14 protein-coding genes are annotated in these 19,309 nt (G+C 68.7%); 9 read left to right on the top strand and 5 right to left on the bottom strand.

The genetic code is table 11. From position 1 onward, the window contains the following. Positions 1-36: 36 nt before the first annotated feature. From SH922_RS04435 to SH922_RS04425, 3 genes are all read right to left on the bottom strand, one after another. Positions 37-1,785, bottom strand: a complete 1,749-nt coding sequence (locus SH922_RS04435; protein WP_393054878.1) for a prenyltransferase/squalene oxidase repeat-containing protein — start codon at positions 1,783-1,785, stop codon at positions 37-39. Between the two features lie 75 nt (positions 1,786-1,860). Next, the gene (locus SH922_RS04430) at positions 1,861-2,682 is read right to left on the bottom strand and encodes a terpene synthase family protein (protein ID WP_393063463.1); all 822 of its coding nucleotides are present in this window, start codon (positions 2,680-2,682) and stop codon (positions 1,861-1,863) included. 148 nt (positions 2,683-2,830) lie between these two features. Continuing rightward, positions 2,831-3,235: a hypothetical protein gene (locus SH922_RS04425; RefSeq protein ID WP_393054876.1), complete on the bottom strand. Its 405-nt coding sequence runs from the start codon at positions 3,233-3,235 to the stop codon at positions 2,831-2,833. 729 nt (positions 3,236-3,964) lie between these two features. On the opposite strand from SH922_RS04425, the gene SH922_RS04420 reads away from it, so the two are divergent. Together SH922_RS04420 and SH922_RS04415 are read left to right on the top strand one after the other, a co-directional pair. Continuing rightward, positions 3,965-5,011, top strand: a complete 1,047-nt coding sequence (locus SH922_RS04420) for a hypothetical protein (protein WP_393054874.1) — start codon at positions 3,965-3,967, stop codon at positions 5,009-5,011. A gap of 451 nt (positions 5,012-5,462) precedes the next feature. Continuing rightward, positions 5,463-6,332 (top strand): MBL fold metallo-hydrolase, encoded by an 870-nt coding sequence (locus SH922_RS04415; protein ID WP_393054872.1) that lies wholly within the window; start codon positions 5,463-5,465, stop codon positions 6,330-6,332. 209 nt (positions 6,333-6,541) lie between these two features. Here SH922_RS04415 and SH922_RS04410 read toward each other — a convergent pair whose 3' ends face one another. Beyond that, positions 6,542-7,618, bottom strand: a complete 1,077-nt coding sequence (locus tag SH922_RS04410; protein WP_393054870.1) for a hypothetical protein — start codon at positions 7,616-7,618, stop codon at positions 6,542-6,544. Positions 7,619-8,101: 483 nt separating this feature from the next. Between SH922_RS04410 and SH922_RS04405 the strand changes: the two genes are divergently transcribed. The 3 genes from SH922_RS04405 to SH922_RS04395 all read left to right on the top strand — a co-directional run bounded on the left by SH922_RS04405 (position 8,102) and on the right by SH922_RS04395 (position 13,679). Next, positions 8,102-9,307: a hypothetical protein gene (locus SH922_RS04405; protein WP_393054868.1), complete on the top strand. Its 1,206-nt coding sequence runs from the start codon at positions 8,102-8,104 to the stop codon at positions 9,305-9,307. Continuing rightward, positions 9,298-10,401 (top strand): hypothetical protein, encoded by a 1,104-nt coding sequence (locus SH922_RS04400; protein ID WP_393054866.1) that lies wholly within the window; start codon positions 9,298-9,300, stop codon positions 10,399-10,401. The genes SH922_RS04405 and SH922_RS04400 overlap by 10 nt, the downstream gene beginning before the upstream one ends. A gap of 281 nt (positions 10,402-10,682) precedes the next feature. Then, complete coding sequence (locus SH922_RS04395) at positions 10,683-13,679, top strand: GH59 galactosidase (protein ID WP_393054864.1); 2,997 nt, start codon at positions 10,683-10,685, stop codon at positions 13,677-13,679. A gap of 50 nt (positions 13,680-13,729) precedes the next feature. Here the strand turns inward: SH922_RS04395 and SH922_RS04390 are convergent, their stop codons facing one another. Then, complete coding sequence (locus tag SH922_RS04390) at positions 13,730-14,917, bottom strand: substrate-binding domain-containing protein (RefSeq protein ID WP_393054862.1); 1,188 nt, start codon at positions 14,915-14,917, stop codon at positions 13,730-13,732. 199 nt (positions 14,918-15,116) lie between these two features. Between SH922_RS04390 and SH922_RS04385 the strand changes: the two genes are divergently transcribed. Genes SH922_RS04385 through SH922_RS04370 form a run of 4 tightly spaced genes read left to right on the top strand, consistent with a single transcriptional unit; the run spans position 15,117 to position 19,306 of the window. After that, positions 15,117-16,136, top strand: a complete 1,020-nt coding sequence (locus SH922_RS04385; RefSeq protein ID WP_393054860.1) for a hydroxyacid dehydrogenase — start codon at positions 15,117-15,119, stop codon at positions 16,134-16,136. A 52-nt stretch (positions 16,137-16,188) separates the two neighbouring features. Further along, entirely contained in the window at positions 16,189-17,457 is a 1,269-nt protein-coding gene (locus tag SH922_RS04380; protein ID WP_393054858.1) for an ABC transporter substrate-binding protein, read from the top strand. Then, the gene (locus SH922_RS04375) at positions 17,454-18,398 is read left to right on the top strand and encodes a carbohydrate ABC transporter permease (protein WP_393054856.1); all 945 of its coding nucleotides are present in this window, start codon (positions 17,454-17,456) and stop codon (positions 18,396-18,398) included. The genes SH922_RS04380 and SH922_RS04375 overlap by 4 nt, the downstream gene beginning before the upstream one ends. Then, positions 18,395-19,306: a carbohydrate ABC transporter permease gene (locus SH922_RS04370; protein ID WP_393054854.1), complete on the top strand. Its 912-nt coding sequence runs from the start codon at positions 18,395-18,397 to the stop codon at positions 19,304-19,306. Before SH922_RS04375 ends, SH922_RS04370 begins: the two co-directional genes overlap by 4 nt. The last annotated feature ends 3 nt before the right edge of the window (positions 19,307-19,309 follow it).

The following is a 19,309-nucleotide window of genomic DNA, read 5'->3' as shown; positions in this document are numbered from 1 at the left end:
TGGTCAAGTCCATGGAAGTGGGACGAAGGGGGACGGTCACGGTGCTCTCCGTTGTGCTGGGTTCGATTGGGAGACAAGGGCGGGCCGGTGAGCCGGAACATCCGCAGACGGCGGCGAGGCCGGCGACGACGAGGTGGTTTCCGTCCGCGTCGAGGGGGCACAACAGGGCGTCGCGAGGGGGTTGCCCGCTGTGGTGGACGGATCCGTACGGCGGCGTCGGCGGCCCGGCATGACGACGCCTGACGGCTGGATGCGTCGGGTGAGGTGGCCCAGGGCGAGCAGGGTGAACGCGTCGGTCAGCAAAGGGACGTGGTAGGTGAACGGGCGTGGGCCGAGCATGTCGGGAACGGAGACGATGCAGCCGTCGGAACGCTGTTGGGCGAGCAGGTAGCGGGTGGCGCGCGCAGCGGGAGCAGGGTCGGGTTGTCCGGCCAGGATGATCAGGGCATAGGCGGTGCTGATGGCATCGCTTGAGGTGTCGTTCTGCTGTCCGAAGCCGCCGTCCGGGTTCTGCACGTCCTGCACCAGGCCGGTGATCCGGCTGCTCAGGTCAGGGACGGCCAGAGGTGACTGCCGGCGGTGGGGGCGAGTGGCGAGGTATGCCCTGAAGAGGGTGTGCAGGCGGCTGCTGCTCCAGCCAGGGGGAAAGGAACCGTCAGGCATCTGGCGGCCGGCGAGAAAGCGCAGGGCGGCCTGGATGACGTCATGGTGGCGGCCCTGGGTGCTGAGCGCGTTGATCGCGGCGGCGGTCATGCATGCCTCGGAGGGAGTGCCCGATCCGTATGTGGGGAATCCGCCGTCGGCGCCACGGACCGCGATGAGGGCGTCCACGGCGCGCCGGATCGGGTCGCGGTAGGCGTCCGCGTCCAGTTGATGCAGGAACTCGACAGCGACGGTGGTGCAGTCCGTGTCGGACAGCTGAGCATGGTCGGTATAGGACCAGCCGCCCTTCGCGTGCTGAACGCGCACAAGGTGCCCGGCGACGCGGTGCAGTACCTCACGCGGTGCGCCGGCGCTGCAGAGGGCAAGGCCCGCGACGACTGTGCACCATGTATCGGTGTCCGTGACGAAGGGCAGGCCGCCGTCCTCCCGCTGGTGCTTGAAGGCGGTGCGCAGGCCGGCGTCGACGACGCCCTCCATGCCGGGCACGTCCACCAGGGCATGCAGTACTGACAGGTGAATGAAGAGGTTTCCCTCCCACACCCTTCCCAGGCGCTGGGTGGACACCAGCAGGGTGACATCGTCCCGGCAAACCGGGGCTCTGCCTGCCGAAAGGATCGCTTCCACGGCAACGCCCTGCACAGCAGCCCACGGATGCAGTGCGCTCACATCGAAGCCACGTGAGTTGCCGTCGTCACAGGCGTCGGCCACGCCGAGCATCGTGAAGATGGCGTGTACCAGGGCGCGTTTGCGGCTTCCCGTGAAGTCCGGAACACGGTTGACGACGCCCTCCAGGGCCTGGTGAAGCGACGGATGTCCAGTGCCCCGGCCCAGAGCGGCAGCGGCCACGGCCGCGTCCATCAGACTTCCACCGTTTCGGTGGCGCTCCAGGTAGCGCACCATGCGGTCACGTGCGTCGACGTGGTCGGACCCGCACCGCTTCACCAGGGCGAGGGCCAGGGCGGATTCAAGGACCCGACTTCGACAGTCGTCACGCACGGCACCGTCCGCTCCCACCCGGTTCAGCACATACGCCAGAAGACGACTGCGGCCGGCAGAGAGCGCTGCTGGGAAATACGACGACGGCCAGGCCGGGGGAAGCTGCTCGGCAGCAGGAAGTCTCATCGGGAGCACAGTCCTTGAAGGCACGCCGAACAAGGTGACGTGCGAACGGGAGGGGGCGAGGGCGTACGAGAGCAATCAGCTGGACCGTCGGCCGAGCGACCAGCGGACGGCGAAGCGATCAGTGACACCAAGCCAGTACAGCGTTGCGGCCACGAACGACTCGAGGGCCGCCACGAACCGCCGTACCCCGTCCCTCTCGGTTCCGGGAGCGGCCATCGCGGTCAACGAAGTGGCAAGAACGTGGAAGTCCTTGAGCCGGTGATCGCGCATCTGCGTAACCTGCTCGCGCGCCGAGTACGGGGTGCAGAAGCGTTCGCGGCTCAGCACGGTCACCAGGTTGTCGCGGTCCTCCCGCAGGTCGTCCTCGGCCGAGACCAGGTCATTGGTCCAGCCGGCCACGTCAGCCGCAGCCAGCCGCAACGCACTCATGAGGTCCTCCCCGCCGGGAAGCCCGGGCCACGGCGCGCCGGCGGTGCACTCCAGAACGTCTGCCATGGGCAGCGCGGTGATGGTCCTGCGGCGGCGCAGGATGTAGACGCTGAGCCCCGGCCGGACCCGGTAGGTGCGGTCGGCGGCCTCTTCACGCGTCGCCAGGGCGAAGTCGCGGTAGTCGGCAACGAACCGCTCCCGCCACTGCGTGGACATCCTCGGGGCCGTACGTCGCCACAGGTCGTCCAGGGCCTGTTCGAACCCGCTGCCCGGCCCGGCCGCGCCCTTGGTGATCACGGCCACCAGCCTGTTGAACAGAGCCGCGACCTCCTCCGGGTGGACATCGCCCCGGCGGCGGTCGAACCGATCGTCGACCAGGCAGATGAACGCAGCCCACTGAGCTGTCAGTTCCATGTCCCGGGCGCTCGCCTCCGGCACGGTCGCGCTGGCGAATTCACCCAGCCTCATGGCCACCAGACGCTTCTCCTCAGCAGTGCCGGCCACAAGCCCCTGAACTCGCGCCCACGCCAGCACCGCGGCCCCGGCCCTTTCGACCCGGGCATCACCCGACGGCCCGGGACAGGCAACGCCGAGGCCGGATTCCCCCAGCATCAGCTCAGCCCAGCGCCGGGACCACGTCGACATGAGCCGCGACCGTGGCCAGGCTGCTCCCAGGGGAAACGGGCGACGCACCGTACGCCCGGGAGAAAACCGCCGCACCGTCCTGCGTCAGCATCGTGTCGAACGGCTTGGCCACGACCGAGCCAGGAGAGCTCAAGGACGGCATGGTGACCGTCATCTTCGTCATGTCGAGTTCGTACGTGGAGAGATCAACAGGCTGCGGTGCTTCATCTCCGACAGCAGCATCTGCCGAGAGGGTTCGCCGCGCCAAGTCACCGTGGGCCTCGGTGAAGCTCAGGCTGTGCCCGTCCGAGGCCCTGGTGAAGGTCATGCCGCCGTCGGCGGTCCAGGACCCTTCCGTCAAGTCCAGACTGATCTCGCCCTTGATCGGCCACTGCACGCACGGGGCCGGCCCAGAGGGAGCGAGCACAGCCGGGGCGGTAGCCGACACCACGACCCCGTCAGCCGCCAAGTGCTGAGCAGCCGCGGAAGACAAGCACCATGTGACGACCCCGGCCACAGGCATCACAGGCCCTGCAGCCACAGCGGCAGACACGGCAATGGCGGACAGGGAAACCAGAACAGTGGCGATCACAGCACGACGCCGCATGGGCAAGCCTTCCGTTGCAGAGGCGTCAGAATTGCCGAATACCTCACCAAGACCGGGCGAATGAACGTTTTGGCACTCGAAGTTCACCTGAAGGCGTGAAGCAGCGACGTCACCGCGGGCCGGCCCAAGTGACCACGGAGGGGCAGCCCGCCAGGGCCGACCTCGATGGTGTTGATGTCCGGCCCCGGACTCCGTACGACGACCAACGAGGCGGGACCGGTTCTCGCCACGTGGTTCGGCCTCTTGCCCGGGACGGAACGCCGGCAGAGCAGATGGGCCCCTTCGGATCTTCTGTCGGCTGAGCTGCATGCCTTCGTCTCAGCCCGTGTTCCCGTCCTGCCTGCGGTACGCGGGGGCGGCATCGCGCGGACGAGGTCCGGGACTCCCTGGCCGAGTGACCAGCAGCCAGAGGCTCTTTCGGCCGATCGGGCTGGAAACGCGCTGTTCCGAGGTGCGCGGAAACAGGAGAACGTGAGAGGCGAGGGAAGAGGGTACGGGCAGAGCCGAGGGGGAGCCGCCATGTCCGGACAGCTGTACGTTCCCGTCCTGCCGGCCAAGCCGCACGCCCTGGCCGCCTACCAGCACCTGGATCCAGTTGTGCAGTCCGCCGTTGCTCCACTCTGGAACCTTCCTCCGCGTCCGGGCCTTTCCCCGGACGTCCTTCGCGCGGCGACCCTGCGCGACGCGCACGCTGTGAGCAGGAGGCAGCGCCACCATCCGGCCTGGCTCGACGCCCCGTTCGCAGACGCTGCCCAGTTGACCGCACTCGCGGCCGTGCTGGCGGAAATGGGCGGGCTGAGCCCACTGCGGCCGGTCACCGGACCTGATCGTCCCGCCTCACACCAGGCGGCTTCCCTGGCCCAGGCCCGGGCTTCCGGGAACGGGCTCGGCATACGGGTCGCCATGCCCGGGGAGTGGGACGGCGCCACCGCTCTCGACGTAGGCGATCTCCTCGCACGGGCGGATCCAGCGGTCGAGACGGACCTCCTGCTCGACCTGGGCGCCGTGCTGGCCGACCGGGACGAGGCCGCGAAAGAGGCGCTGCGGGCCCTGGACGCGCTTATGCCCCTGACCCCGTGGCGCACCGCCGCCGTGCTCAGCGGTGCGGTCCCGGCGGTGAGCGCCGGCATGTTGGAGCACGGCGTTCGCGCGGAACCTCGGATGGACTGGCGCACCTGGTGCGAACTGTCGGACAGCGGCCGTAGCTACGTACGGTGGCTCAGCCATGGCGACTACGGGATCCAGTCCGTCCGGGCCCTGGCCCGGGAGGCGTCCGGCGGTCGCGGCGGCCCGCCCTGGGGAACGCTCCGCTACACCACCGAGGAGTCGTTCGTCCTCGCCAAGGTCCTCGCCCGCGGTGAGAACCGCGACGCGTTCAACCGGCGGGCAGCCCGGCAGTTGGCCGAACTGCCGGGCTTCCGGGGTGCGGCGGCCGGTGCGGGGGAGAGCTGGCTGCGGGACTGCGCACACGGCTGGGGGCCGTCCGGAACAGGCAACGCGGCGGTCTGGCTCCGCGTGGGAAACGTGCAGCACATGTCGTACGTCGTCCGAAGCCTGCGTACGTGAGTGACGCGCGCCCCCTCCCGTATGCGACGGTCAACGCGGAGCGGATCCAGCATCGCGTCCCCGGCCGGTACTTTCCAGGCCGCGCATCCGCACCGGCCCGGCCGCCGGACGGCAGCCCGATCAGCAGTCACCGCGTGCGTGGGTGATCCGCAGATGGCGGGCGGGGGCCCGGGGAACCCCCCAACCCCCCGAGCCCGATCGTGACCTGTGAATGCTTCGTTGGCGCGGACGAAGGGGTGTCGCCGAGGTGAACCCAGAAGCCGCCAATGGTTGATCCTGGCACCTTGGTGAGGGCCAGGCACACTTGTTGGCGCTGTCGGCTTCGTTGGCTTCGGTGAGGATGCGGTCGGTGGCCAATCGGACACGGTCCGGTGGAGGTCGTGATCTTTCAGAACTGCTCTTTCCTGAGTCGGCAGTTGGGGGCGCATCCGGGCATGACAGGATCGCGGCCATGTCCCTCAGCGTTCCCCGCCTCCGGATCGGCTCGACCGAGATCATCGCCCTCGCCGACGGTGAGGGCCCGTTCTTCTCGCCGCGCGCCGAGGCCTTCCCCGACGCCACGGCCGCTCAGTGGGCCGAGGCCGACCGCTACGACCCGGGCGCGGTCGACGCCGAGGGCCGCTGGCGGCTCCAGTTCCGCGCGTACGCGATCCGCGGCGACAAGGGCCTCACCGTCGTGGACGCCGGGATCGGTCCGGCGGACGGCCCGGCCGCCTCGTGGGCGCCCGTGCCCGGTGCGCTCCCCGAGTCGCTCGCCGCCGCGGGTATCGACCCTGCCGACGTCGACACCGTGGTGCTCACGCATCTGCACACCGACCACGTCGGGTGGGCGGTCGTCACCGAGGCGGCCGTCGCGTCAGCGGGTGGCACGGCGGACGGCGCCCCTTCGCCCGGCAGCGCGGCCAGCGGCCGCCGCCCCTACTTCCCGAACGCCGAATACCTGCTCCAGCGGGCCGAGTTCGACGCCCTCGACGCGCTCAACCCGCAGCTGCGCGAGACCCTCACCGACCCCCTTGCGGCGGCCGGCCGGCTCCGGCTCCTCGACGGGGACACGCCGATGCGCGCCGGGCGCGCGGTCGCCACGCCCGGTCACACGCCCGGGCACCAGAGCGTGCTGGTCGCCGACGGGCGCGAGCTGGCGCTCGTCACCGGCGACCTTCTCGTGCACGCGCTCCAGCTGCTCCATCCCGAGCTCGCCTACTCGCACGAGACCGACCCAGAGGCGGCCAGGCACTCAAGGGAGCGCATGCTCGGCCGCGAATCCGCCACCACGCTGCACCTGGCGACACCACATTTGACGGAGCCGTTCATCCCGATGTGATCGCGGCCGTTCGGTGCGGGTCGGGCCGCGAGGTCTCTTCGTCGACGGGACGGAAGACCGTGAGGCGGCGGCCGCCTCCGGACGGGAGCCACATCCGGTCCGCGGGCCGCCGCCTCACGCCTACCTCCCGATGGCCGGCGGGTCCTGGACGACCCACGCCGATTCCTCCCCTGGCACGTCGGGCCGCGTCTCGGCAGGGTGCCTCCGGGTCAGCACCAGCGGGTGCCGGGGCAGTTCCAGTCGTGCCCGCCATCTCCACCGGACGAACCTCCGGAGCCGCTGGAGCTGTCCGGCAGGCCGTTCGGGAAGGTGCTGTCGCGGTTTCGGTCGCCGGGGAACGGGTCGCGGTAGTCGGGGTCGCCGTCCTCGTCCCGGTCCGGGAGCCTCACCTCGTTGCCGTCCTCCCGGTCCGACTCCGGGCAGCCGTTGTCCGGGTCGGTCAGCTTCAGGGTCACCCATGTGCCGAGGGTGATGTCCCCGCCCTCGGCCGGGTCGGTCACGCATACGCGCCAGTCGTCGTACTCGCCCGCGTCGGGCAGCTGATCATTGAGGTACGCCGTGTCCGCCCGCACGCGGTCGTCCGCGACGATCCCGAGATCCACGACCTCCTTGTGCGCCGTCTTCCAGGTCTTCCAGACCAGATCCGGCATCCTCGGCCAGGGGACGGCTCCGCCGTCCGCCTCGGGGCACGGGGCGCCGGTCTGCACCGCGCCGAAGTCGATCGTCCTGGTGCCGGACCGGGTCCAGCCGGTCTCCTGGAAGCAGACGGTCCAGTTGGACCGCATCCAGATGCTCTTGCCGTCGTCGGACGCGTTGTGGTCGTCCACGCCGAACCCGGCAGCCCCGGCCTTGTCCCGCGCCTGGTCCAGCCGCAGGCCCCGGAAGTCGGCCGCCTCCGGCCGGGGTTCGGGAGCCGGCTCCTTCTCGTCCGCAGCCGGCGTGGGCGTGGGCGTGGGCGTGGCAATCAGGTCTGCTGTACGTCCCGTCGCCTTCCCGTCGGTCCGGGCCACGGTGTCCTCGGGCGGGTCCGGAACGACCGCGCCGAGCAGTGCCATGGCCCCGATGGTGGCGGCCACCTTCACGCCCTTCTGCCAGGGGTTGCCCTTCCAGATCAAGACGATCGCGAAGACCAGCAGAAGGAACCCGAGGAACGTGTTGACCAGTCCGAGCAGGGGGACGGCGAGTACGAAGCCGACACGGGCCGGGGAGGTCAGCCACCACCGATTGCCGGGTGTTGCCGGGCGGTGAGCGGGGGGCGGTACCGGAGGCGCGGACGGGCGGTGCATGGGCGGTGTTCTTTTCTTAAGTAGAGGCATGACGGTCCCGCGAGGTCACTCCGGCCGTCTATAGATCGGTGGAATCGTATACAGAGTGCGCGAAAGGGTCGACGGTGGGCAGCGGATGCCGGTCGTTCCTCCCCACCGGTCACACGCGATACGGACAGCTTTCGGGTCTGGGCCGTTCGCCGGCGGTCCGGGGTCCGGCGTTGACGCCGAGCGACGAGTCGACGCGCCGTGCGAGGTGACCGGCGGCCGAACAGCGGTTCCACGACGGCAGTCCGACACCGCGTCGGCCACGCAGCAGGGGAGGACGAAGGCGGTCGGTCCGGCCCTGGGCTGCCCACTCGTAGGAAGCTACGGCTCTGATAGGTTCCAGGCCTTGATCCGCCGGTGATGACGTGATTCTGCCGGCAGTACCAGGAGGGGGATCGCTCCGTGGGCCGGGTGCCGTCATGGTTGCGCAAGCCGCTGCTCATAGGGTTGCCGTTCGTGTTGTCGGTCACCGGGGCGGTGTTCTTCTTCGGCGTCGACCGTTCGGACGGCAGTGGTCATTCGGCGGAGAACCGGGCGCAGTTGAAGCGTGCCTGTGCAGGGCTTCTGCCGTACGAGGAGCTGCGGGGCGTCGTGCCCGACGATGTTGCGGGCATGGTGAGCCAGTACGGCACCATGCTCGAGCCCGACGAGGACAGCCGCTCCCTGGTGAACTGCTCCCTCACCTGGCCGGGGCACGGGTCGGTGCGGGTGCGGGCCGTCGCACTCGTCTCCCGGATGCCGATGACGGTGCGGGCCGAGGACATTCTGCCCGGCGGTGACGACGAGGGGTACGAGGCTCCCGGAGTCACCGGCAGGGTGGGCAAGGACGGGCGGTCGTGGGTCGTCGCCGAGTGTCCCGGCGGGCTTGAGGGGCGGGTCCGCGAGGTGTCCGGGATGTATGTCACAGCCGTGGTCGATCTGCCCGTTTCCGGCAAGGGGAATTCGGCGAAGTATCTCGCGGACTTCCGTACGGCCGTCGAGGTGGCCAACGGGATCACAGCGGATCAGAAGTGCGGCGGCTCCCCGCTGAAGATTCCCACGCGGGTCATCGACACGTACGAGGCCCATGTCACCGCGGACGCGGACGGGGGCAACATAAGGGTTGTGGGGATCGACGAGCCGGGCCTGGGCGTGGAGAAGTGCCGTGGGCTCGGCAAGCGCGCGGGCTTCCCCGGCAAGTGGACCGTCGGCGGCGATCTGCAGGACTCACGGCTGCTGAGCGTCTGCGACGCCACCGTCCTGGACCGCGAGGACCCGATGGACACCGATCCGCCACCGCCCGACGGAGCGGTCATCGGTGTGTCGGCGGCGAGTTGGGCCGGGCCGCTCAGCGAGTCCGCCAACGACCAGTACCACCGGACCGGCGACAGCTACAGCTTCCGCGAGGGAGAGCGGACAAAGGTGATCCCCGACTCGGAGCCGCACGAACTTGCCCTGTGGGCACGCTCCGAGTGCGCCGCGGGCAGCACGTACCACCGCGTCACCGTCAGCAGGGAGACCTCCGACCTCAGCACGTACACGCTCAGTGAGGCAGAGCGGACCACGTTCTCCAGGGACGTCCGAAAGCTGATGGACAGCTATCTCGCCGCCCCCGGCAGCTGGCCCGTGCAGCAGCGGTGTCATGACACCAAGATCCTTGGAGAGGTGGAGGGATGGCGGTGAGGCGGCTCGTCCTCCGGGCGGGCGCGGCTCTGGTCGCAGTGGCCGTGGTCGTCGCCGGGTATCTCCTGGTGCACGGCGACTTCCAGCGCTGGAGCGACGAGTCGGCGCTCGACGGGGCCTGTGACGGCCTGCTCGACCGGGAGGCGGTGCGCGCCGTCCTCGGGCCGGGTGCCGTCGAGGTCGAGCACGAAAGACGCGGTGCGGGCCTGGTGGGCTGCGAGGTGCGCGTCCAGGACGGCGGCACTGCCGAAATCCGTGTTCTCGACACCGCACAGGTCGGACAGGGCTCGGAATCCCTCTACACGGGTTCGCCGCGTGCGCTGGCCGTGCCGGTCGGCCACGGGTGGACGGGGCTGTTCGGAGCCGTCCCGGAACCTTTCGGATCGGCGGACGTCTTCAGGCCCGACGAGGGCGAGAAGGTGACCACGAGCCTGGTCCTTGAGTGCACCGGGGACAGCAGTGCCAAGGGGCTGTCCGTCACTGTCGAGACGACGCTCGACAAGTCACTGGACGATCCTGCCGATCGGCCGGCGTTCGCCAGGATCGCCACCTCGACCGCGGCCCAGGTGTCGAAGAGCCGGCACTGCGGGGCAAGGCTCGGAAAGCCCGTCAGCAGTCTCGGCCTGCCGGTGAACGAGGACGAGTACAAGCCGCTCGGCACAGCCGACGGAACCTGCTCCGGCCTCCCCGCCGCGCACGGCATGGCGATCGCCACCGAGACCGCCCGCGGGGGAGCCCCGCACGAAACGTGCCGGCTCGCCGACGCCGGCCTCAGGACACGCTACGTGCTCGATGCCGACTACGGGGCCTATGCCCAGGAGCGGTTGCTCCGGTACGAGGAGAACCCCGGCGAGGACACACCGAACACCGAGACCCCCGCGCGTTACCGCGACCGTGACGGCCGGATGAGCTGGACGACGGCCAAGTGCCGGGGCGGCCAGGCCCTGTTCACCGTGCAGCCCTCGTACGAGAGCGGGGAGGAGCGCACGTACCCGAGGGGCGACGGGGACCTTGCCTACGAGCGGGCCGCACTCAAGGCGTTCGCTGAACGCTCGGCGAAGGCCCACGAATGCTCGGCCCCAGCCACCCCTTGACGCCGCCCCTGTCGTGCCGTCGTCGCCGGAGGTGAAGGTGCTCGACGAGCGCGACCTGCCCTGGCCCGTGTGACGGCTCGGAACCACCGGGGTTGCCTTGACGGAGTCGGTGAAGGCGAATCGGCCACCCGACGAGTCGCACGGCGCCCGACCCCGATGTTCGAGTGCGAATGAGTGTGGTCGTGTGCGGGTGATCCGTAGAGGGCTTGAACGACGTTGTTGTGTCATGTTCCCGCGCCCGAGCCAGGACGAGGCAGACGAGGCAAAGGAAACGAAGCTGGATGCGTACACAGAAGACACGCACGCAGATGAAGACGCGCACGCAGATGAGGACACGTGCGCAGAGAAGGTCGAGATGGGCGTCGCTCGTCGCGGCCGCTGCCGTGATGCTGGGGACGGGACTGGTCGCGGCGCCTCCCACGCACGCGGCGGACGACCCGGTCGAGGTCGTGGTCGACAGTGATGACGTGCGTGCCGACAACGTGAACGGCCTGACGTACAAGGGCCTCGGCGTGCTCAGCTGCAACAGCACAAGCAATCTGCTCATGGACTACAAGGCCGAGCACCCCGAGCGGTACTGGCAGCTCATCCGGGTGCTGTTCGGCGGTGAGAATCCCCTCGTCAATCACGTCAAGGTCGAGATGGGGTCGGACACGAACACCTCTACCGGCGCCGACCCGGCGACCATGCGCACACGGGACGAGCTCGCGGACGCCTCCCGTTCCCCGGGCTTCCAGCTGGCCGCCGACGCCAAGACGGTCAACCCGAAGCTCAAGGTCTCGATCCTGCGCTGGGAAATGCCCCAATGGGTCCAGCTGGAATGGAACAAGGGCACCGGCACCGACGAGATGTACCGCTGGTACAAGGAGACCATTCTCGACGTCTACGAGAAGTACGGGTACATGATCGATTATGTCAACCCGGACAAGAACGAGACCCGCTCGCCGGACATCTCGTTCGTCAAGTGGTACAAGAACGCGGTCGTGAACGACACGGATTTCGCAAGCGAGCGCTACGGAGTTCCGGCCGGCGAGCGGGAAGCGGCCGCCAAGGCCTACCACCGCATCAAAATCGTCGCCTCCGACGAGAACAACACCCTCAACATGGGACCGGCGATGCTCAGCGACGCCGATCTCTTCGGAATCGTCGACGCGGCGGGCTACCACTACACCACGGAGGACCGGCGCGAGGGGGCCACGGACAGCTCCACATATCTGCCGTACACGAAGCTGGCGACCGGCGACAACACGTACGGCCAGGACAAGGAGGTCTGGTACAGCGAGGGGACCGCCTCGTTCGGCTACACCGACTACCGTGTCAACAACACCGAAGGCCCGAACGGTGCCAGCACCGGAATCGGCGGAGTGCAGAGCGCTCTCGACATCGCCAACCGCCTCGTCAAGAGCTACGCGAATTCCAAGCGCACCCACTACATCTTCCAGCCGGCGATCGGCTCCTTCTACGAGGGCGCCCAGTACAGCCACAAGGAACTGATCAGCGCACGCGACCCGTGGTCGGGATATCTGCACTACGACGCGGCCATGTACGTGATGCAACAGTTCACCGGGTTCGCTAAGACGGGCTGGGAGAACGACACGAACACGGCGGGCATCTGGCGCACGGTTCCCGAAGCCAGTTACAGCGGAGTGAGCGGCACCGAGAATCTCGACGGCTCCAACGGTGCCCCCAGCTACATGACGCTCGCCGATCCTGAGAAGAAGAACTTCTCGACCGTCGTCGTCAACGACAGCGACCAGCCGAAGAAGTACCGGATCAAAGCTGAGGATCTGAGGCTCGGCAGCGATCCCACGATGGAGGTGTGGGAGACCCGGGCGGCCGACGCCGGGCAGCGCTACGACGCCAACTTCAAGCAGCTGGTCAACGAGATCCGGCCGGATGCCGACGGCGCGTACACGTACACCGTGAAGCCGCGGTCCATCACCACCCTGACCACGCTCGACAAGAGTGCCGACGCGTCCACGAAGCAACGCCTGCCCAAGTCCGGCGAGCGCGCCGTCCTCGACAGCGACGAGAGCGGCAAGCGTGGAGACACCCACGACACCTACCTGTACGCGGACGACTTCGCGTATGACGAAGAGGGAAAGGTCAAGGTCGGCAGGACGTTCCAGCCGTACCTCGCCTCGCGCGGGAACCAGCCCCGCTACATGGTCGACCAGACCGGCGCATGGGAGGTGGGCGGTGACGGAGTGCTGTACCAGTACATGGACCAGTCCATGAAGGACACTGCCGCCTGGAACAAGAACACCCCGAACACCACGGTCGGCGACTTCCGCTGGGAGAACTACAAGGCGTCCGTCGACGTCTCCTTCCCCGACCGGGACGGCGCTCTCGCGGCCCTGGGCGTGCGCCAGCAGAAGGGCATGGCGATCAGCGACGCCGCCTACAACCTGCGCATGGATCCCGAAGGCGCCTGGACGTTCTACGAGTACGGCACGGCCCGCGCGCAGGGCAAGGTCGCGGCGGCCGAGGGATACCGTCTCGCTGTCGAGGCGAAGGGGGCGAAGGTCACCGCTTTCGTCGACGGCAAGGCGGTCGCGACCTACGACGACCCGACCCCGCAGACCGAGGGCCGCGTCAAGCTCGGGAGCGGCTTCCAGAGGACGGGCTTCGACAATCTGAAGGTCGAGCGGGTCGACGGCTACACGCCGTACGCCAGCGCGCAGTTGGACAACATGGACAGCGCGGTCACGTACGAGGGCACGTGGAGCCGGAAGGCCTCGCTCGGCGACGCGATGGACTGGTACCGCTCGACGTCGACGAGCACGACGGCCGGCGCATCCTTCACCGTCCCGTTCCGCGGTACGGGGGTCGACATCATCGGCGGCAACGACGGCAGCGCCGTCCTCGACGTCTATGTCGACGGCGAGCTCGTCGCCAGGAACGCGAAGACCGCCGCCACCGACAAGCGCCTGGCGGCGTACGTGCTGCGCGGCCTGCCGGACGGCAAGCACCGGGCGAGGTTCGTCCTGAAGTCGGGGACGCTCGTCCTCGACGCACTCAACACCTTCTCCGCCTCTCACGAGGAGGACGGCGAGGTCGACACGGCGCCCATCCGCCGTGCCCTTGCGGAAGTCGCGGCGCCGGAGCAGGGGGCGTACACGGCCGCGTCGTGGGACGTGTTCGCGCATGTCGTCGCCGCTGCGAAGTCCGCCGTGGCCGGGCAGGACGGCCTCGACACCCTCGGCGTCGAGCAGCTCGCGAGCAGGCTGCGAACGGCGTACGACCAGTTGGCGCGCAAGGAGGACGCCGCGCAGTAGACAACTCTCGTGCAGGGCGAGCGGTCCCGGTCAGGCCTGACCGGGACCGCTCAGGCCGGCTCGCGGCGCCTCGCCGCGGGCCCGGGCAGGGAGTGCGGTGCAGCCGGCAGCGACGAGGCGCGAATCATCAACTCCGGAAGAATGAGTGCTCGTTGGGCCGGGCGGCGACTGCCTTCGAGCAGTCGCGCCAGCATCATCTCGACGGCCGTGCGGCCCACGAGTGCCTTGGGCGGCCGTACTGCTGTGATGGCCGGGTCGGCGAGATGGGCGACCTCGTCGTCGTAGCTGACGATTGCCAGGTCGTCGGGGACACGGATGCCCTGCTCGGTCAGGTACTGGACCACCGAGAGCGCGTCGGGGTCGCTGTGCACGATGAGCGCGGTGATGCGGGAGCGGCGGCAGCCGTCCAGGATCTCACCGATGATCCGGCGGTGTCCCGGGACGTCGAGGGCAACGCTCTCGCGTATCAGGAAGTCCGCTGACAGACCGAGCCCGGCGCACGCGCGGTGCCACCCCACGGCGAGGTGCGCCGAGGTGGGGCTCCCCTTGGACAGCACCAGCCCGATATTGCGGTGGCCGAGCGTGTGCAGATGCCGGACCGCCATCTCCAGCCCGGTCGCGTGATCGCTGCGCACCCATTCGAGCTGGTGCGGCGTCGGGGTCCAGTCAGGCGTGTTGCGCTCCACGAAGATCACGGGGACCGGCAGCTTGCCGATCCAGTCGATCATCTCGTGCATGCCGGGGCCCTCCAGGTTCGGCGCGAGGAGCAATCCCTGCACCTGTCCGGATTCGGTCAGCCGGACGATCTGCCGGCGGTCCTCCGCCTGGTCGTAGCTGGAGCCCCGCAGCTGCACGTTGACGCCGTGCGCCGCCGCGGCGTTGCGGACGCCACTGACGATGTGCGGCCAGTAGAAGTCCAGCGAGGGGACCACCATCCCGATCGTGAACGCGGGCATCGCGAGCCGCCTCCGGCGCACCGGCTCCTGCTCCAGGGCAGAGGGCAGCGTGGCTCCGCCGTGCACCCGGGTGAGCAGGCCGCGCTCGGCCAGCGCCGCGATGTCGCGCCGGATCGTCAGCTCGCTGACCGAGAGGTCCTGTGCGAGATCGCGTACGCGAACAGCGCCGTGCAGCCGCAGCTGGTCCATCAGCCGTTCGCGGCGTTGCAGTGCGAAAAGCTGGTCGGCCCTCGCGGAAGATCCCGCGGGTCCCTCGGGCCCGGTGAGCCGTGTCGACGTCATGGCGCATCCCTTCCCGTCCGGTGCTGAGCCCGGGCGATGTTCGAGTTTGTTCGGATTGTTTCGTCTGTGGTCGAGCTCTGGTGGGTCTGTGTGGGCGACCACTATCTCTGACTCAGCGTCTTCTGGCTGGAACTCGCCGGAAACACGGATGGCACCTGCTGTTTGAGCGGGCGCCCAAAGGCAGAGGAGCCCGCACCGCATGCAGACCAAGGCCCGCGCTCTGGTCGTGATGAGCAGGTCCAGCTTCGAGTCACACTTCGACCAGGGCCGGCTGCGCCGCCTCGCCGACCTCGTGACCCTGGACGAGCCCTGCTGGACGGACGACCTCGACAGTGCACGGTCGCGCGAACGCCTGGCCCGCGCCGAAGTGCTGCTCACGTCGTGGGGCGCGCCCGCTCTCACACCGCAGCGCCTCGCCGCGGCACCCCGCCTGCGGGCCGTGCTGCACGGGGCGGGCAGCGTGCGCGACCTGGTCGGGCAGGAGGTGTGGCGGCGGGGGATCCGGGTGACCAGCGCCGCCGATGCCAACGCCGTACCGGTGGCGGAATACACCCTGGCCGCGATCATCTTCGCCGGGAAGAAGGTCCCGTTCCTCGCAGCCGACGAGCAGCGCGCGTACGGCGGCTGGGGCTCGGTCACCGGTTACGGCGACCTGTCCAACTTCCGGCGGACCGTCGGCATCGTCGGCTTCTCGCGGATCGGCCGTCAGGTCGTCGAGCTGCTGCAGGTGCTGCGCGGCACCACCTGCCTGGTGGCCGACCCGTACGCCGACCCGGAGGAGGTGGCGCGCGCCGGTGCCAGGCTCGTACCGCTGGAGGAGATGCTGCCGCAGGTCCACGTGCTGTCCGTGCACGCCCCCGAGCTGCCCGAGACCCATCACCTCATCGGCGCCGAACAGCTGGGCATGCTGCCCGACTTCGCGACGGTCATCAACACCGCGCGGGGCTCGCTCGTCGACCCCGGCGCGCTGGCCGCCGAGTGCGCCGCCCGCCGGCTCTTCGCGATCCTCGACGTCACCGATCCCGAACCGCTGCCCGCCGAATCGCCGTTGCGCCGACTCGCCCGCGTGATGATCACGCCGCACATCGCCGGATCCCTGGGCACCGAGATCGGCCGGCTGACCGACCACGTCCTCGACGAACTCGCCCGCTGGGTCGCCGGCAAGCCGATGCGGGCCGAGATCACCGCGCAGAGCTGGGCCCTGGGCCTGAGCGCCTGACCCCGACCCGCTTGCTCCACCGTCCCCAACTGCTCAAAGGAGAGCCGCCGCAATGAAGTTGACGAAGAACCTCGTACGGATCGCACCGTTGGTCGTCGCCGCGACCCTCACCGCCACCGCCTGCGACGCCAGCGGCACGGACAGCACCTCGTCGTCCAAGGGCAAGACCGTCGTGAAGATCGCGTTGTGGAACTACAAGACCACGCCCGAGTTCAAGGCCCTGATCGACGGCTTCGAGGCCAAGAACCCCGGCATCGACGTCCAGCCGGTCGACATCCTCGCCGACAACTACCCGGAGAAGGTCACCACCATGCTTGCGGGCGGTGACACCACCGACGTCCTGACCATGAAGAACGTCACCGACTACGCCCGCTACGCCACCCGCAACCAGCTCCTGCCGCTGACCGACGAGGCGGCCGAGCTGGACAAGGCGTCGTACTCCGGTCTCGACGACTACAACCTCAAGGGCAAGTACTACGCGCTGCCCTACCGCTCGGACTTCTGGGTCCTCTTCTACAACAAGGACATGGTCGGCAAGGAGGACCTGTCCAAGCTGACCTGGGACGACTACGCGGAGCTGGCGAAGAAGTTCACCAAGGGCTCCGGCACCGACAAGGTCTACGGCACCTACCTGCACACCTGGCGCTCCGTCGTCCAGGCGATCTCCTCCGCGCAGACCGGCGGCGACCAGCTCGGCGGCGACTACGCCTTCTTCAAGGACCAGTACGAGATGGCCATCGGCCTGCAGAAGGCGAAGGCGACCCTGTCGTTCTCCACAGCCTCCAGCAACCAGATCACCTACGACTCGCAGCTGACCACCGGCAAGGCCGCCATGGTCCCGATGGGCTCGTGGTGGGCGGCCGCGCTGCTCGCCGAGAAGGCGCAGGGCAAGAACGACATCAACTGGGGCATGGCGCCGATGCCGCAGGTCAAGAACGACGGCAAGACCGTCACCTTCGGTTCGCCGACCGCGTTCGCCGTCAACAGGAAGGCCCGCAACGCGGACGCCGCCAAGAAGTTCGTCACCTGGGCCTCAGGCCCGGAGGGTGCCGCCGCCGTCGCGAAGATCGGCGTCACGCCCGCGTACACCAGCGAAAAGATCCTCGACACCTTCTTCTCCGTCGACGGCATGCCGACCGACGCCCTGTCCCGCAGGACGATGCAGCCGAGCACGGTGCAGCTGGAGATGCCGGTCAGCGACAAGACCTCCGACATCGACCAGATCCTCAAGGAGGAGCACGAGATGGTCATGAGCGGCGAGAAGTCCGTCGACGAGGGCATCAAGGAGATGGACAAGCGTGTGAAGGACGAAGTCCAGTGAGTGTCGTCGCACCCCCCGTCCCCCAGCACGCGTCCGACGGCGCTTCCGCGGCCCACCGGGCCGCCGCGAAGCGCCGGCGGCGCCGCAACCTCCTGGTCGGCTGGTCGTTCATCCTGCCGAACTTCCTCGGGTTCGCCGCCCTCACCCTCGTCCCGGTGATCGGTGCGCTCGCGATCTCCTTCACCGACTGGGACTCCTACTCCACCCCGAAGTGGGCGGGCCTGGACAACTTCCAGCGGCTGTGGAACGACTCCAACTTCTGGGCCGCGCTGCAGAACACCCTGTATTACGCGGCAGGGCACATCCCGCTGACCCTCTTGGTCTCGCTCGGCCTCGCCGTGCTGCTCAACCAGAAACTGCGCGGCGTGCACGTCCTGCGGACCGCCTTCTTCTTCCCGTACATCACCTCGCTCGTCGCCGTCGCCGTGGTGTGGAACATGCTGCTGAGCCCCGAGTCGGGTCCGGTCAACCAGTTCCTGACGTTCCTCGGCATCGACCACCCGCCGGGCTGGACCAGCTCCCAGGACTGGGCGATGCCTGCACTGATCATCACGAGCGTGTGGCGGGACATGGGCTACTACATGGTGCTGTTCCTGGCCGGACTGCAGACCGTCCCGGCCGAGCTGTACGAGGCGGCCCGCATGGACGGCGCGGGCCCCTGGCAGCGGTTCTGGCACGTCACCCTGCCGGGGCTTCGGCCCACGACCTTCTTCGTCACCGTCATGATCACGGTCTCCAGCTTCAAGGTCTTCGACCTGGTGCAGGTCATGACCGAGGGCGGCCCGGGCCGCTCCACCCTCGTCCTGTCCCAGCTGATCTTCCGTGAGGGCATCACGCAGGGCCGCTTCGGCTACGCCTCGGCGGTCTCCCTCGCGCTCTTCCTGATCTGCCTGGTGATCACGGTGATCCAGTTCCGGATGCAGCGAAGGAGCGAGCGATGAGCACCACCGTGCTGAGCAAGGACAGCAGCGCGCCGACGGACCCGGCTCCCGCAGGCCCTCCGGCGGAGCCCCGCGCCCGCGGCACTGCGATGGTCGTGACCGGGCAGATCGCCCTGTACGTGCTTCTCGCCGTGGTGGCCCTTGCGGTTCTCCTGCCGTTCATCTGGATGCTGATCTCGTCGGTCAAGGATGACCGCGATGTCTTCACGGTGCCGATCGAATGGATCCCCGAAGACTTCAAATGGGACAACTTCACCAGCATCTGGACGCGGGTGCCGTTCGCCGCCTACCTCGGCAACTCGTTCTTCCTGAGTATCGTGATCACGTTTCTGCAGGTGCTCACCGGCAGCTTCGCGGCCTACGGCTTCGCCAAGATGCGCTTCCCGGGCCGGGATGTGCTGTTCACCGGCTACATCGCGACGATCGCAGTGCCGTGGCAGGCGTACATGGTGCCGCAGTACGTGATCATGCAGAAGCTCGGCCTGGTGAACTCGTACACGTCACTCATCCTGCTGCAGGCGTTCGGCGCCTTCGGCGTCTTCCTGATGCGGCAGTTCTATCTGACGATCCCGGACGAGATCAGCGAGGCGGCCCGCCTCGACGGCCTGACCGAGTACGGCATCTGGGCGCGGATCGTGCTTCCGCTGTCCAAGCCGGCCCTCGCGAGCCTCGCGCTGCTGACCTTCGTGAACACCTGGAACGACTACATGGGCCCGTTCATCTACCTCACCGACAACCGCCTGTGGACGGTGCAGTTGGGGCTGCGCGCCTTCATCGGGCAGTACGACGCGGAGTCGGCGATGATCATGACGGGTTCGGTGCTCTCCGTGGTGCCGGTCCTGGCGGTCTTCCTGCTCGGCCAGCGCTACTTCGTGCGGGGCATCGCGACGACCGGTGTGAAGGGCTGAGGG

This window comes from Streptomyces sp. LN549 (assembly GCF_043203805.1).
GTDB lineage: Bacteria > Actinomycetota > Actinomycetes > Streptomycetales > Streptomycetaceae > Streptomyces.
This window is presented reverse-complemented; position numbering and strand designations above follow the sequence as displayed.